At 58.3% G+C, this 13,599-nt stretch carries 15 protein-coding genes; 4 read left to right on the top strand and 11 right to left on the bottom strand.

The features are described 5' to 3' along the window. Window positions 1-17 precede the first annotated feature (17 nt). From AC3B6F_RS01000 to AC3B6F_RS01045, 10 genes are read right to left on the bottom strand one after another with little or no spacing between them, the layout of a single operon-like run. Window positions 18-1,337, bottom strand: a complete 1,320-nt coding sequence (locus AC3B6F_RS01000) for a dihydroorotase (protein ID WP_489823065.1) — start codon at window positions 1,335-1,337, stop codon at window positions 18-20. A 34-nt stretch (window positions 1,338-1,371) separates the two neighbouring features. Then, a complete protein-coding gene (asnB, locus tag AC3B6F_RS01005) occupies window positions 1,372-3,132 on the bottom strand; it encodes an asparagine synthase (glutamine-hydrolyzing) (RefSeq protein ID WP_489823066.1) in 1,761 nt (586 codons plus the stop codon). Beyond that, a complete protein-coding gene (locus tag AC3B6F_RS01010) occupies window positions 3,132-4,205 on the bottom strand; it encodes a glycosyltransferase (RefSeq protein ID WP_489823068.1) in 1,074 nt (357 codons plus the stop codon). Before AC3B6F_RS01010 ends, asnB begins: the two co-directional genes overlap by 1 nt. A 38-nt stretch (window positions 4,206-4,243) precedes the next feature. Further along, window positions 4,244-5,152: a glycosyltransferase family 9 protein gene (locus AC3B6F_RS01015; RefSeq protein WP_489823070.1), complete on the bottom strand. Its 909-nt coding sequence runs from the start codon at window positions 5,150-5,152 to the stop codon at window positions 4,244-4,246. Next, complete coding sequence (dnaQ, locus tag AC3B6F_RS01020; RefSeq protein ID WP_489823072.1) at window positions 5,152-5,838, bottom strand: DNA polymerase III subunit epsilon; 687 nt, start codon at window positions 5,836-5,838, stop codon at window positions 5,152-5,154. The genes AC3B6F_RS01015 and dnaQ overlap by 1 nt, the downstream gene beginning before the upstream one ends. Next, window positions 5,835-6,440 carry a dephospho-CoA kinase gene (coaE, locus tag AC3B6F_RS01025; protein ID WP_489823074.1) on the bottom strand — a complete coding sequence of 202 codons (606 nt, stop codon included), beginning with the start codon at window positions 6,438-6,440 and terminating at the stop codon, window positions 5,835-5,837. The genes dnaQ and coaE overlap by 4 nt, the downstream gene beginning before the upstream one ends. Before the next feature lie 3 nt (window positions 6,441-6,443). Further along, window positions 6,444-7,274, bottom strand: a complete 831-nt coding sequence (locus AC3B6F_RS01030) for a shikimate dehydrogenase (protein WP_211567353.1) — start codon at window positions 7,272-7,274, stop codon at window positions 6,444-6,446. Further along, on the bottom strand, window positions 7,271-8,035 hold the full coding sequence (locus AC3B6F_RS01035) for an N-formylglutamate amidohydrolase (protein WP_489823076.1): 765 nt from the start codon (window positions 8,033-8,035) through the stop codon (window positions 7,271-7,273). Before AC3B6F_RS01035 ends, AC3B6F_RS01030 begins: the two co-directional genes overlap by 4 nt. A gap of 16 nt (window positions 8,036-8,051) precedes the next feature. Beyond that, window positions 8,052-8,687: a TlpA disulfide reductase family protein gene (locus tag AC3B6F_RS01040; protein WP_489823078.1), complete on the bottom strand. Its 636-nt coding sequence runs from the start codon at window positions 8,685-8,687 to the stop codon at window positions 8,052-8,054. A 35-nt stretch (window positions 8,688-8,722) separates the two neighbouring features. Beyond that, window positions 8,723-9,292 (bottom strand): TlpA family protein disulfide reductase, encoded by a 570-nt coding sequence (locus tag AC3B6F_RS01045; protein ID WP_489823080.1) that lies wholly within the window; start codon window positions 9,290-9,292, stop codon window positions 8,723-8,725. Window positions 9,293-9,717: 425 nt separating this feature from the next. Here AC3B6F_RS01045 and argH point away from each other — a divergent pair, with 425 nt between their 5' ends. Beyond that, complete coding sequence (gene argH, locus AC3B6F_RS01050) at window positions 9,718-11,163, top strand: argininosuccinate lyase (RefSeq protein WP_489823082.1); 1,446 nt, start codon at window positions 9,718-9,720, stop codon at window positions 11,161-11,163. Beyond that, the gene (locus tag AC3B6F_RS01055) at window positions 11,160-11,297 is read left to right on the top strand and encodes a hypothetical protein (RefSeq protein ID WP_023945348.1); all 138 of its coding nucleotides are present in this window, start codon (window positions 11,160-11,162) and stop codon (window positions 11,295-11,297) included. Before argH ends, AC3B6F_RS01055 begins: the two co-directional genes overlap by 4 nt. 208 nt (window positions 11,298-11,505) lie before the next feature. Here the strand turns inward: AC3B6F_RS01055 and gluQRS are convergent, their stop codons facing one another. Then, a complete protein-coding gene (gene gluQRS / locus AC3B6F_RS01060) occupies window positions 11,506-12,339 on the bottom strand; it encodes a tRNA glutamyl-Q(34) synthetase GluQRS (protein WP_489823085.1) in 834 nt (277 codons plus the stop codon). 144 nt (window positions 12,340-12,483) lie between these two features. Here gluQRS and AC3B6F_RS01065 point away from each other — a divergent pair, with 144 nt between their 5' ends. Then, window positions 12,484-13,056 (top strand): HNH endonuclease, encoded by a 573-nt coding sequence (locus AC3B6F_RS01065; RefSeq protein WP_010502360.1) that lies wholly within the window; start codon window positions 12,484-12,486, stop codon window positions 13,054-13,056. A 41-nt stretch (window positions 13,057-13,097) separates the two neighbouring features. Then, window positions 13,098-13,547 carry a CHRD domain-containing protein gene (locus AC3B6F_RS01070; protein WP_061931686.1) on the top strand — a complete coding sequence of 150 codons (450 nt, stop codon included), beginning with the start codon at window positions 13,098-13,100 and terminating at the stop codon, window positions 13,545-13,547. Window positions 13,548-13,599 lie beyond the last annotated feature (52 nt).

Genomic DNA, 13,599 nt, shown 5'->3' on the forward strand with positions numbered 1-13,599 from the left:
CGCGCCCTACGCCCCGATCAAGGCGCAAATTTGGCAAAACGTCCTGTTGCGTTTCCAATTACTTCATCGTCCTGCATGACGACTGTTCCGCGCACGATGGTTGCCATCGGCCAACCCGTCACCTGCGTGCCGTCAAAAGGCGTCCAGCCGGCCGGAGACGCGATCCAGTCATTCTTGATTTCGCGCTGCGCCTTCATATCTACTAGCGTGAAATCCGCGTCGAAACCGACAGCCATCCGTCCCTTTGTCTGAAGTCCGTAAACGCGCGCCGGACCAGCAGCCATCAGATCGACAAGGCGGGACAGACTCAGGCGACCCGCATTCACATGATCCAGCATGACCGGCACGATCGTCTGAACGCCCGTCAGACCTGCGGGGCAGTTCGGCCACGGACGTTTCTTGGCCTCAAGCGGATGCGGCGCATGGTCGGACGAGACGACGTCCACGCGGCCATCCTGAATGGCTTTCCAGCTTGCTTCGTAATGATACTGATCGCGCAGAGGCGGATTCATGACGGCGAGACCACCTAGCTTTTCGTAGCAGTCCGGGCCGACCTGCGTGAGATGGTTGACCAGAACTTCAACAGTTGAAACATCCCGGAAACCTGCCAGATACTCCAGTTCTTCCGCCGTGGACGTATGAAGAATATGGGCCGGGCGACCTGTCTTGCGGGCAATCGCCATAATCCGGCGGGTACCGAGAAATGCGCATTCCACATCCCGCCAGATGCTATGTGTGGCGTAGGGCTGCCCTTCATGGAACATGGGCTTGCGTTCCTGAAGACGGTATTCATCTTCAGAATGGAAGCAGACACGACGATGACCGGAGCGCATGACCGCTTCGATGCCCTCATCGTCTTCAATCATCAGATTGCCGGTTGAAGATCCCGCAAAGACCTTGATTGCGCAGACGCCCGGCTGCTGCTCCAGCATCGCAAGGTCCGGCGTGTTCTCACGGGTCGCACCGATATACATACCGACGTCCACATGGGCGACGTTGCTGATATGCTCGCGCTTCCAGTCCAACATCGCCTTATCGGTGACACTTGGGGACGTGTTGGGCATATCGAACACGGTCGTCACACCCCCAAGGGCGGCAGCGCGTGTTCCGGTTTCCAGCGTTTCAACAGCCGCATTTCCCGGATCGCGCAGATGCACATGGCTGTCGATCAGGCCGGGCAGAACATGCAGCCCGGTCGCGTCAATCACACGGTCGGCGTCATCGTCTTTCGAAACGGACAGAGAAGCGATGCGACCATCCCGAACACCCAGATCAGCCTCGGCCTCACCCCATGGAAATACACAGCGGCCATTCCGGATAATCAGATCGTAATGCATGGTCTGTCCTCATTGAGTCTGGTGAAAGCCGCGTTCAGTTAACGCGGGAGAGCGTTTCGAAAACATCCCCATCCACTGGGATGTTTTCGATATGATGACGGTGCCACAGCGCATAGAACAGCAGCGTCCAGGTTTGTCGGGCATGTCCGCGCTGCGTTGCTGTGGAGAAAAGACGTTCGACCCGATGCGCAGGCATAATGGCCTGAATGCAGGCATGCTGCGCTACGAGCGGAGCCAGTCGTTTTGACTGCCCCTCAATCCAAGGCCCGACAGGAACGGTGAAGCCCTGTTTGGGTGCAAACGGCCGAGCCTGGGGCAAAGCCTCCTGAAGCCAGCGTCGCAGAAGCCATTTGCCATACCCATCACGGACTTTGAACCGATCAGGCAAGGACCAGACAGCCTCAGTCACAACCGGGTCGAGCAAAGGTGTACGGCCTTCAGCAGAATGCGCCATCAGGCAACGATCCAGCTTGAGCAGAAGATCGTTCGGCAACCATTCGGCAATATCGAGTGCCTGCACAGCAGGAAGCCCCGTCAGACTCTGTGACAATTCCATGGCTGCCAGCCCGGACCGCCACTGCCGTCCGCGCCCCGGAAGGCTGCGGCCAAACGTTCCCGAGCGCCAGGGCGCTCTTCCGCCTCGCCACCACGGTTTCAGTGCACGGCGATAACGGCCATATCCAGCGAATAACTCGTCCCCGCCCTCTCCGCTCAGGATCACCGTGACGTCCTTGCGAGCCTCCCGTGCGAGGAACCAGGTTGGAATGATGGCGTAATCTGCAGCCGGGTCATCCATACAGGCCACGATGGCCGGGAGATGCTCCCAGACCATGGCTTCCGTAACGGTCAGAACATGGTGATCGGCTCCAACAGAAGCCGCCAGAGCCGCAGCATCATTGGCTTCATCCGCCTTTCCGCTATCAAAACGGGCGGTCCAGGTTTTGGGATGAGGCAGACCCAGCTTATGGGCGGCGGCAAGGATCGTGGAGCTGTCTATCCCGCCCGAGAGAAACAATCCGAGGGGTACATCAGCCCGTAGATGAGCGTGAACGCTATCCAGCAGGGCAGTATCTAATCGACGGAGAGCCTGATCGTCCGTCAGATCGGCCGGAACTGACGTTGTGGCTTCCTTGAGAACATGCCTGCGACGGGACTCCACGATGCGACCGTCTACGATGCGCAGGGTCTCGCCTGGAAGCAGGCGCCGGATGCCCGGAAAGATCGTTTTCTGGCCCGTCGTAAACTGGAGTTGCAGCAGTTCATCCCGCGATTTTGCTCTTGCGCGACGAATACCGAAACCTCCGGCCAGAAGCGCCTGTGCCTCAGAGGCAAACGCTATGCCGCCTTCATACTCCGCGATGTAGAGCGGTTTGATTCCGAATGGATCACGGGACAGCACCATTTCATGCTGGCCTTGCTCATTTTCCACCGCTGCAATCGCATACATGCCGCGAAGATCATGCGTATAGCCCGTGCCGTCCCTCAGCCAGAGAGAGAGCGGCGGCTCGCAATCACTACCAGTCTTGAAATAATTGGCTGGAAAACTCGCACGAATATCGGGATCATTATAGATCTCGCCATTAGCGATCAGGGCTGCATGCCCTACGCGAAAAGGCTGCGTCCCTCCTGCAATATCGACGATAGACAGTCGCCGGTGCCTGAGTGCTGCTCCTGCGAAATCGAGACGTCCCTCACCGTCTGGCCCGCGATGGAAAATAGCCGCGGACATGCGCTCCAGCGCAGCTTGATCCGGCGTATGACCCGGAAGGCAGGACAGTCCGGCAATCCCGCACATCAGGACAATCCTCCGTCCAGAAACTCGGACCACTTGGCCATGACAACACTCTCGGCAAACTCGCGCTCGAACCGGGCACGACCGTTCTGCCGCAAACGTCCTGCCAGCGCTGCATCCTCCAGAATGGCTCCAATCTGACTGGCAAAAGCGTCGGCGTCTTCAACAGGAGCAAGAAGACCATCTTCTGTTCCCACAAGAATTTCTTGCGGCCCCTGAATGGCACTTCCGACGACTGGAACACCAGCAGACAGCCCCTCGATCACCACATTTCCAAGCGGCTCGATCCGGGACGGACAGACCATGACGTCACAGGCTCTCAGCCATGGGCCACTTTCCGCCACCCATCCCGGCAGATGAACACGGTCCGAAAGCCCTTCTTTGCGAATAAGATCTTCGAGTGCGGAGCGTTCCGGCCCCTCCCCCCCAATCACAAGATGCACGCCCGGAAGATGCGTCATGGTCCGGATCAGAACGTCAAAGGCCTTGTTTTCATGCAACCGCCCAAGAGCCAGTACAAAAGGCACGTCTGAAGGCAGAAACTCCGGACGGACAGCGGGAACAAGAGAAAAATCGGTCGCAAAATTTGGAACGTAATGAACGCGGTCTACGGGCCAGCCCTGAGCCTTCATCCAATCCGCGAGCCCACGCGTATTGCCGATCAGGTGCTCGCAGTTCCGGTAATTGGACAAATCATAATATCCGCCAAGACGCCCTGCCGTCCGCCACGGCCCTGACGGCAGTTTCCGAGCCGCACGACTCATCCAGGCGACGACCACATCCGGCTGAAACTCGCGTAAACTTTTCTGAAGACGCGGCTTTGTGCCCACATCCAGCATTCCGCCAAAACGGAACGTCTGCGTCTCCACATTGGCGGCCCGCAGGCGTGCTTCACGCCCGGCATCGTGCCGGATCAACGCCCGAACGGGCCGCAGATCAGCCGTCTGGGCCATGGAGAGACGCTCGAAGAACAGTTCCGCGCCCCCTCGCGCAGACCCGGCCATAACATGCGCCACTCTGGCTTTTCGCCCCGAAGGAGAAGACGGTGCCGCAGGCAGCTGAGAAGAAACGCTCATGCCCTCTCTATCGGCCATGCAGCGCGACGCTTCAAGCGTCAGGTTCGGAAGGCTTCGGCTTTTCCATCCAAAATCGCTCGCGCAACTTCAAGGACTTTCGAAGCAGAAAGACCCGTCAGAGGCGCCTCTCCATCTGGTCCCGGAGCCGCAAGAGCAAAAGCGTTTTCTCCAGATGGCGCATATTCTGACATACGGGACGGCCCGAACAGGCCAAGCGTGGGTGTTCCCGCTGCTGCTGCGAGATGCATTAATCCAGAGTCATTTCCAATAAAGAGCGCGCACCGCCGCAGCAACGCTGCAACTTCGCCAAGCTCCCGATTTCCACCAAGGTCGAGTGCATCCGGCAGTGCCTCCAGAACCGGCCGTGCACGTTCTTTTTCCGCCTCTCCCGGCCCATAAAAAACTACTGCCCGTAGTCCCTGCGCACGCAGACCTTCAGCCAAAGCAACAAACCGTTCCGGCGGCCAGATCTTGCCATCCCAGTTTGCAGTTGGCCCCAGAGCGAGCCATTGTCCGCTTGGGAGAAGCGTACGCGCCATTGCCTCCTGATGGTCGTACACACAGACACGCGGCATAGGCGTCTGCCGGCGTCCCAGTGCCTGACCAAGTTGCTCGACCTTGCGTCCGTCCCGACGCCCACCCCGAACAATCACGCGACGGCGCGTTCGCAACGTAAGACTCAGCAGCGAGCCACGAAGATCAACCACCATAAACCATCGGGTTCTCACGCATTGCTGCCAGAGATCCAGCCAGTGGCGATCATGCCGGCGCTTTTCCAGTGTGATGACGCGCTCACACCGGGGATCAGGCTCGAACACCCCCGTCGCAACCGGGCCGCAGACAACGGTGAAAAGCGCGGCAGGATAACGCGCCTGCAATGCTCCCAGAACCCCTGTCGAAATAACAGCATCGCCCAGCCGGTTGGACGTAATGAACAGAATTTTCATTAGTCGCGACGCCACACCGGCTCCTTGAGGCCGTCTACGAAAGCCGCATGGGCGGCCAGTTCTTCCGCACTGGGAGGTGCCATTTTCCGGGGTGTACGATTGGCCAGAAAGTCTTCTGCCCCTGCGAGATTCTTGTTGCGCGATGGGCCGGCAAGCCCAAGCCCGCGCTGACGGCCACCCATCAGTTCGACATACACTTCGGCCAGAAGTTTACAGTCCAGCAGCGCGTTATGGGTTCCACGCTGGGACAGGTCGATGTTGAAGCGACGGCACAGCGCATCAAGGCTGGCGGGCATACCCGGATACTTCTTGCGCGCCATTTCCACGGTATCGACCGCCCGACTGGCATAGTCCAACGGGGGGCGGCCACACTTCTCAAGTTCGGCATTCACGAATTTGAAGTCGAAGCGTGCGTTATGGGCAATCATCGGAGAATCCGCGATGAATTCCAGAAACCCATCCGCGATTTCGGCAAATTTTGGCGCGCCCTCCAAATCCTCGATCCGAAAACCATGCACTTTCGTCGCTTCGGCCGGAATGTCGCGCTCGGGATGCACCATAACGTGGTAATAATTGGTGGTCGGCAGGTCATCGATCAGTTCGATAGCCGCAATTTCGATGATGCGATCGCCCTGCTCCGGGTCAAAGCCTGTAGTTTCCGTATCGAACAGGATCGAGCGTTTCATGGGGCCTCGCGCAGACGGTGCAGAAGAGCGCGAACCTGCCGGGCAGCAGATCCACGGGAAAGGCCGGTTCGTATCACGATGTGCGCCCGGCGTCTGCGTTCATGGTCTGGCATCTGTCGGGCAAGCAGGGACCGGGCCTGCTCCTCGGTCATTCGAGCTTGCCCGCGTCCGCGCTGTCGAATGCGACTCAGACGCGTCGTCATGGGGGCCTGCACTACCACGACAACATCACAGTTCCGGTCCTCCCCAATTTCCATCAAAAGCGGAATATCCAGAACGCAGAACGGCTCTTTGCGCGTCCGGCATTGCCGCAGGAACCGCGCTCGTTCAGCGCGAACCAGCGGGTGCATAACGGATTCCAGCCGTTTCAGCGCCAGTTTATCGCCAACAACCGCCTGACGCAGGGCATGGCGATCAAGCTGCCCATCCGTGACGGTACCGGGAAAAAGGCGTGCAATTTCGGGGAGAGCCCTCCCGCCCAGCGCCTGTAGCGCGCGCACGGTCGCATCGGCGTCAAAAACCGGCACACCAGCCCGGCGGAACAGGGTGGCAACCGTACTCTTCCCCGCTGCCATCCCGCCCGTGAGGCCAATGATTTTCATGAGTCAGCGCAGGCTGGCAGCCAAAAGATTGAACGTCGCCTCATCTGCTTCCGGGTCAACACCGAACCAGGAACGGAAACCGGCCCGTGCCTGATGGATGAGCATTCCCAACCCATCAACCGTGCGCAGACCTTCCTTCTGGGCGGCTATCAACAGTGGGGTATCGCGTGGGGTATAAACAATATCCGTCACGCACAGATTGGCCCCTGCCTGACGCAGTAGCGGTTTCCAGTCGATATCCGCTTTGCCGTTCATGCCAAGGGACGTTGCGTTGACCAAAAGGGAACAGCCCGACAGCAGATTGGGCCAGTCATACCATTCCACCGCTTCCCCGCCCTTCAGGGCTGCAACCATGGCTTCGGCCCGTTCCATTGTGCGGTTTGCCACGATAACCTCGCATCCACGATCCAGAAGCGCCGCAGCAACTGCGCGGGCGGCTCCCCCTGCACCAAGAATCAGTGCACGGCCTGACAATGTGACGTCATGAGCCGTCAGATTGTCGCAGAAGCCCGTTCCGTCCGTGCAATCGCCGATGATCTGGCCATTTTCGAAACGAACGGTGTTCACCGCCCCCGCCCGCCTGGCCGTATCCGTCAGGCGGTCACAGGCGCGCATGGCCGCTTCCTTGTGCGGAATCGTGACATTGACGCCCTGAAATCCAGCAGCAGCCAGACCTTTCAGGGCAGCATTAAAATGCTCGGGACGCGTTGGCAGCGGGACATAAGCGCCATTGACGCCATGCACACGACACCAGTGATTGTGCAGCAGCGGGGAGCGTGAATGCTCGACTGGCCAGCCCATGACGCCAGCAAGTTTGGTATGTCCGTCAATCATGCAGCCAGTTTCTCCCAGACCTGAGGCAGAAGCCGCGCAAGGCGCGCTGCCCATTCCTGTTGCCCCGCCTCATCAGCGATAAGATCCTGCCGGAGTTCAATTTCCAGATACGGCAGGCCGTTCGCTTCTGCGTGCCGAGGGACGGTGTATTCGTTGCTGTCCGTCAGGACATAAGGTTCATTGTCGCCCACACAGAGGTCTCCCTCTGCACGAAGCATTTCGATCATCACCTGCGCCAGACGACTATCTTTATGATGCAGGATTCCGATCTGCCATGGCCGCTTTACACCTGCCATTTCCGGCGTGAAGCTGTGCAGGGCAATAAGAGCCGTTGGGCGCCCTTCCCGCTCCAGCAGTGCTTCAGCGATCGCATCATGATAGGGGTGCAAGATTTCGCGTTCGCGTCGGGCACGACACTGAAGCGGAGCGGCACTGTTGCCCGGAACAGGCGTTCCGTCACTGACATGCGGCATGGACGTCGGATGGCCCGGCGCACGGTTACAATCGATTACGAGACGGGAATAGACCTGCTCGATCAGAGTTGAGCCCAGCCTCTCATGCAAAGCCCGTCCGACCCCGAGAATGCCAATATCCCAGGCGATATGCCTCTGCCATTCCGCCTCTTGCACCCCCAGAAATCCAAGCGTTCGGGGAACGGCTTTGCCTGCATGGTCACTGACCAGAACGAATGGCGAGGGCCGCGTTTCGGGAAACAGGAGGAATGGTGCCGGATCATCGGCACCCAGCAGAGGAAGGGACATTGGCTCTTTAGTGTTGTTAACCTGCGAGAGCGGACAGAGTATGGCGGACTGCATCCGCAGACCAGTCCATATTCCCGATTGCTTCGGCCACGACCTCTCCCCTGGCGTTCAGCAGCAGGGAGCGTGGCACACCATGCAGAGACATGACGCTTGGTGTCAGATCCTTGAGATCCGCCGGCCGAACCTGTTTGACAGACGCCACCAGAGCGTCCTGATCCGCCGTTTCCATCATGACGGAAGACATCGGATCCACAAGCAGAGGCAGCGCATCAATCTGATGGGCGTCATAGAAAGCACGGACCTTGGGGATGGTGCTTCCACGCACAGCCACTGTCACGATCTGCGGCCCGTCTGCACCCAGCGCCTTGGCTGTCGCATTCACGGACGGCAGTTCACGGATGCAGGGCGGGCACCATGTTGCCCAGAAATGCAGCACGAAGGGTTTGCCGAACCAGTGTGACAGAGGAACGTCCTGATCCTGCTCGTTCTTGACAGACAGGGCTGGCAGAACACGCGGCTTGGCGAGAACACCAAAAGAGTTCGGGACGAAAGGAATACCCTTGTCTTCAGCAGACGCACTGAATGCACGGGATGTCGCAAGAAGTCCTGCAGCCCCGGTGAGCGCCGCGCGACGGGTCAATGAAAAAGCCATCCGTCAGATCCTGATATCGTCAGTGGAATAAAATTTCAGAGTTCAGCAAGAATATCGTGAAGCTGCTGGGCAGCATCCGGTGCAGACCAGTTGACTCCGCCCTCGGCCGAGGCTCGGAGACGGCCTGATCCATCGATCAGATACGTCACAGGAATGGCAACATCGGATGTCTTGAGCCATGCTTTGTAGGCTGCTTTGTCCACAGTCCACGCGGGAATATGCTTCAGACCCGCCGCATCCAGAAAGGCTACAACCTTTTCAGGTGTTGCGCTGGCAACGGCGACAGGGATGATCGGACAGTCCGTTCCAAGGGACGCCATGAAAGCGTCCAGCTTTGGAAGTTCCTGCTTGCAAGGGCCACACCAGGTTGCCCACACATGCAGAAGAAATGGCTTACCGCGCTGAGCTTCGAGGCTTGTATTTGCGCCAGACGGACCGGATAACTGCAGAGTGACTGGATCAAGCTGCGCCTTACCAGCCTTCAGGCTCTTCACAGACCGAAGATTTTCCTGCTGTTCCGCCCACGCTGCCCCTGACAGGGCCGCAGCAATGCTGACACAGCCAACACCCGCGATAAATCCACGCCGTCCAATCGGGATTGTCATTAAAACACTCTCTTTTCTGTTCCCATTCCCACAACACCATCACTCTTTCAGAGCCGCAATCATTTTTCTGAACTACGTGATCGCGTCCGGGACTCCCCAGTCCATTTCCTCTTCAATAAACGCTCGCAGACAGCCCTGAGAATCAATCAGAATGTGCCGGGGAAACTGAGTTCACTCACACCCAGCCGCCGCCCGGAAATCGTGTCGATCTACGGTCCATGGATCGATACGGGTCAGATTGGGGTTTTGGGAAAACAGCCACTGCGTCTGCGCCTATGCTGGGACATGTCATCAGGAACAATCGGTTTTGGACGATCTTCAGCATGTGCGGAATTGCGCAGGCTGGCCACGGCAGGTAGGCTTGGGCCTCCTGAAAGAAGGGTTCGCCGGTCGACCTGCTTCTGTTTCACCCTGTTACGGTCATCATGAAAAACGTTCCTGTCGAAAAAGAAACCGATGCTGCCTCGAGCTTTGAAGGCACGGCTGCCAACCCGCAATGGGGTGGTCGTTTTGCTTCCGGACCGGCCGCCATCATGAGCGAAATCAACGCCTCCATTGGCTTTGACAAAGTTCTCTGGCGCCAGGATATCCGCGGCTCTCTCGCCCATGCCGCCATGCTCCAGAAGGTTGGCCTGCTGACGGAAACCGAACTGGCAGAAATCCGGCAGGGTCTGGGTGACATTGCGCAGGAAATCGGCGAAGGACGTTTCGAATTCTCACCGGCCCTCGAAGACATTCACATGAACATCGAGGCCCGCCTGTCCGAACGGATCGGTGAAGCTGGCAAGCGCCTGCACACAGCACGCTCACGCAACGATCAGGTGGCGACAGATTTCCGCCTGTGGGTTCGTGATGCGATTGACGGGCTTCAGGAGCAGACCGCGTCCCTCATGCGGGCACTTGCAAAACGCGCACTTGAATATCACGCCACGCCGATGCCTGGCTTCACGCATCTTCAGGTCGCTCAGCCTGTGACGTTCGGTCATCATCTTCTGGCTTACGTCGAAATGCTGTCCCGTGACCGGGGTCGTCTGCGCGATGCCCGCGCACGCCTGAATGAGTGCCCGCTAGGCTCTGCTGCTCTGGCTGGAACGTCCTTCCCGATCGACCGCGCCATGACGGCAGCGGCGTTGAATTTTGACCGCCCAACAGCAAACTCCCTTGATGCCGTGTCTGACCGGGACTTCGCACTGGAGTTCCTGTCCGCGCTCTCCTTGCAGGCCATGCATCTCTCCCGCCTGGCGGAAGAAATCGTCATGTGGGCGTCGGCCCCGTTCGGCTTCGTCACGCTATCCGATGCATTCACAACCGGCTCGTCCATCATGCCGCAGAAGCGTAACCCGGATGCTGCTGAGTTGGTCCGTGCAAAGATCGGCCGCATCATGGGCAACTTCACCGGCCTCTTAACGGTCATGAAGGGGCTTCCGCTGGCCTATGCCAAGGACACGCAGGAAGACAAGGAACCTGTCTTTGATGCGACGGAAGCCATGACGCTGTCCCTCGCCGCCATGGACGGGATGATCCGTGACCTGAAGCCGAATGAGACGCGGATGCGTGAAGTTGCCGGTATGGGCTTCTCCACCGCGACGGATCTGGCGGACTGGCTGGTTCGGGAACTGCGCGTTCCATTCCGGACAGCCCATCACGTCACGGGACGTCTCGTCGGCCTGGCGGAGCAGCGTGGCTGTGATCTGGCGGACCTGTCTCTTGAAGACATGCAGGCCGTGGAATCGGGCATCAACGCCGGCATTTTCGATGTTCTGACGGTTGAATCTTCTCTGGCGTCCCGCACCAGTCTGGGCGGAACCGCTCCATCCAACGTGCGTCAGCAGGCTCAGGCCTGGCTGGAAAAACTTGGAGACGCTGCATGAAACGTTTTCTGCTTGTTGGCCTGACCCTCGTAGCACTTGGCACTGGCCTGAGCGCGTGCGGAAAGAAAGGGGCTCCTCATGCCCCCGGCCCGGCTTCAGACATCACCTATCCGCGCAGCTATCCGCCTGAATAATTGACGTTTGCAGGGATCTGTGAACGCGTGAAAAACAGCCTGTAAAAATCGGTAGATTTTCAGGAATGGAAATTCTCTTTCTGTATCAGTATGTTGTCAGGAAGAGTGTTCCCCGCGTGAGCGGGGATACTCTCCGCTTGAAACGCTACGCCGCTTTTTCAATCTCAGACATAACAGGGTTATGGCCGCTCCCGGCGAGCGGCTACCATCAACTCTCCCCCAGCGCTTTGACCACCAGTGGGTGCTGCATCACATTTTGTGCAGACCAACCCAGCGCGCGGAGGACACGCACCCCTTCTGCGCCGTCACGTTTGGAGAGCTTCTTTCCCTTCTCATCCAGAATAAGGGCATGGTGCCTGTAATCAGGTTGAGGCCATTTCATCAGAGCCTGAAGCACACGATGAACGGATGTGGCAGCGTAAAGGTCCTGCCCTCTTGTGACACAGGTTACGCCTTGTAGGGCGTCATCATGGGTCACGCACAGATGGTAAGACACACCCGTGTCTCTGCGCCCCAAGACGATATCGCCAAATTCATCAGCGCGCCCCGCAATCCGCCCCTGCCCGACTTCATACCAGGACGGAACACCGTGGATTTCATTCAGGGCCCGTTCCATATCGAGCCGCCAAACCGGACTCCGCCCGTTTTCTGACGCGCCCGCCCTGCACGTCCCCGGATAGACAGCGCTCCCATCGGGGGCATGGTGTCCTGAGAACGCAGCGGCGATTTCGGATCGGGTGCAAACGCAGGGATAAAGTAACTTGCGCTGCCGGAGATGATCCAGAACAGCCTTATAGGCATCGATGTGCTGCGACTGCTGACGGACCGGTTCAGTTGGCCACAAACCAAGCCACTGAAGATCCTGCCGAAGACTCTCTGTCAGATCAGGTGTGCAGCGTGTCGTATCAATGTCCTCAATCCGTACCAGAAAGCGTCCCGACGGCCCCGCCGTTTGCCGCGCATGGAGCGCGGACACGACGTGCCCGAGATGCAGGTATCCGGTCGGGCTTGGAGCAAAGCGGGTTACAGGCGGAAGCGTCATCAAGCTGTCATCAGGGTTTTCTTGCAGTCTGGGGAGTTTACTGAAATAGTCGTTGCAAAGAAGCCGACGACGCATGTTTATCGGCGTTTGTCTTACTGTTTTCTACGCCGAAGTTTCCCGCATGTGCCGTCCTCTCAAAAAGGGATGCGCGTGGTGCCTGTCAGTAGTCAGCATTTTCCGGCTCTTGTTCTGAATGCGGATTTCCGTCCGCTGTCGTATTTTCCGCTCTCGCTATGGTCATGGCAGGAAGCCGTGAAGGCTGTCTTTCTCGATCGGGTCTCCGTTCTGTCTGAATATGAAGACGGCGTCGTTCATTCCCCAAGCATGACAATGCGCCTCCCCAGTGTGATTGCCCTGAAGGACTATATTCCCTCAGCCCGAAAACCTGCTTTCACGCGCTTTAATGTGTTCCTGCGGGACAATTTTTCGTGTCAGTACTGCCATGACCGATTGCCAACGCATGAACTGACATTCGATCACGTCATTCCCCGCGCCAAGGGTGGCAAGACAACCTGGCAGAACGTGGTGACAGCCTGCAGCCCCTGCAATCTCCTCAAGGGTTCCCGGCTTCCCAGCGAAATCGGCATGTATCCTCACCGAAAACCAGATCAGCCGAGCAGTCGCCTCCTTCAGGAAAACGGGAGGACCTTCCCGCCCCACTATCTCCATGAAAGCTGGCGTGATTATCTGTACTGGAACACTGAACTGGAGACGTAAGCCCGCGTTCAGTGTCTCCAACTCAGCAAGGATCACATTCCATGCGTAAAAGTTTTCTGACTGCTGCTCTCGCCCTTGGCCTGTCTGTCACGGCTCTTCCGGCTTCGGCTGAAACGATCCATCTTTTCGGCCCGTTCAAGGGCGAACACGGTGCAACGTCCCCGATCAAGGGATCAGCATCCGCCATGCTGGACACGACCAAGAACACCCTCACCTATCGCTTTGAAGACAATGGCCTGACAGGCCCTGTCACCGCAATCCATCTGCATGGGCCTGCAGCAGAAGGCGAAGATGCAGGCGTCATTGCACCAATCAATGGTCCCTACCAGACGCGCATGACTGGCACGCTGAACCTGACGGCCGATCAGGTGAAAGACGTTCTGGCAGGCAAGAGCTACATCAACCTGCACACCGAAAAATTCCCGGATGGTGAAGCCCGCGCCCAGCTCACAACAGAGCTGACCGGCCACAAACATCACGGCAACCACTAAGCCATAAAAAAAGGCCTGCCCTTTTCCAAGGCAGGCCTTTTTCCAGTTAGAG

The sequence above is a fragment of the Gluconobacter sp. ESL1110 genome (assembly GCF_058107395.1).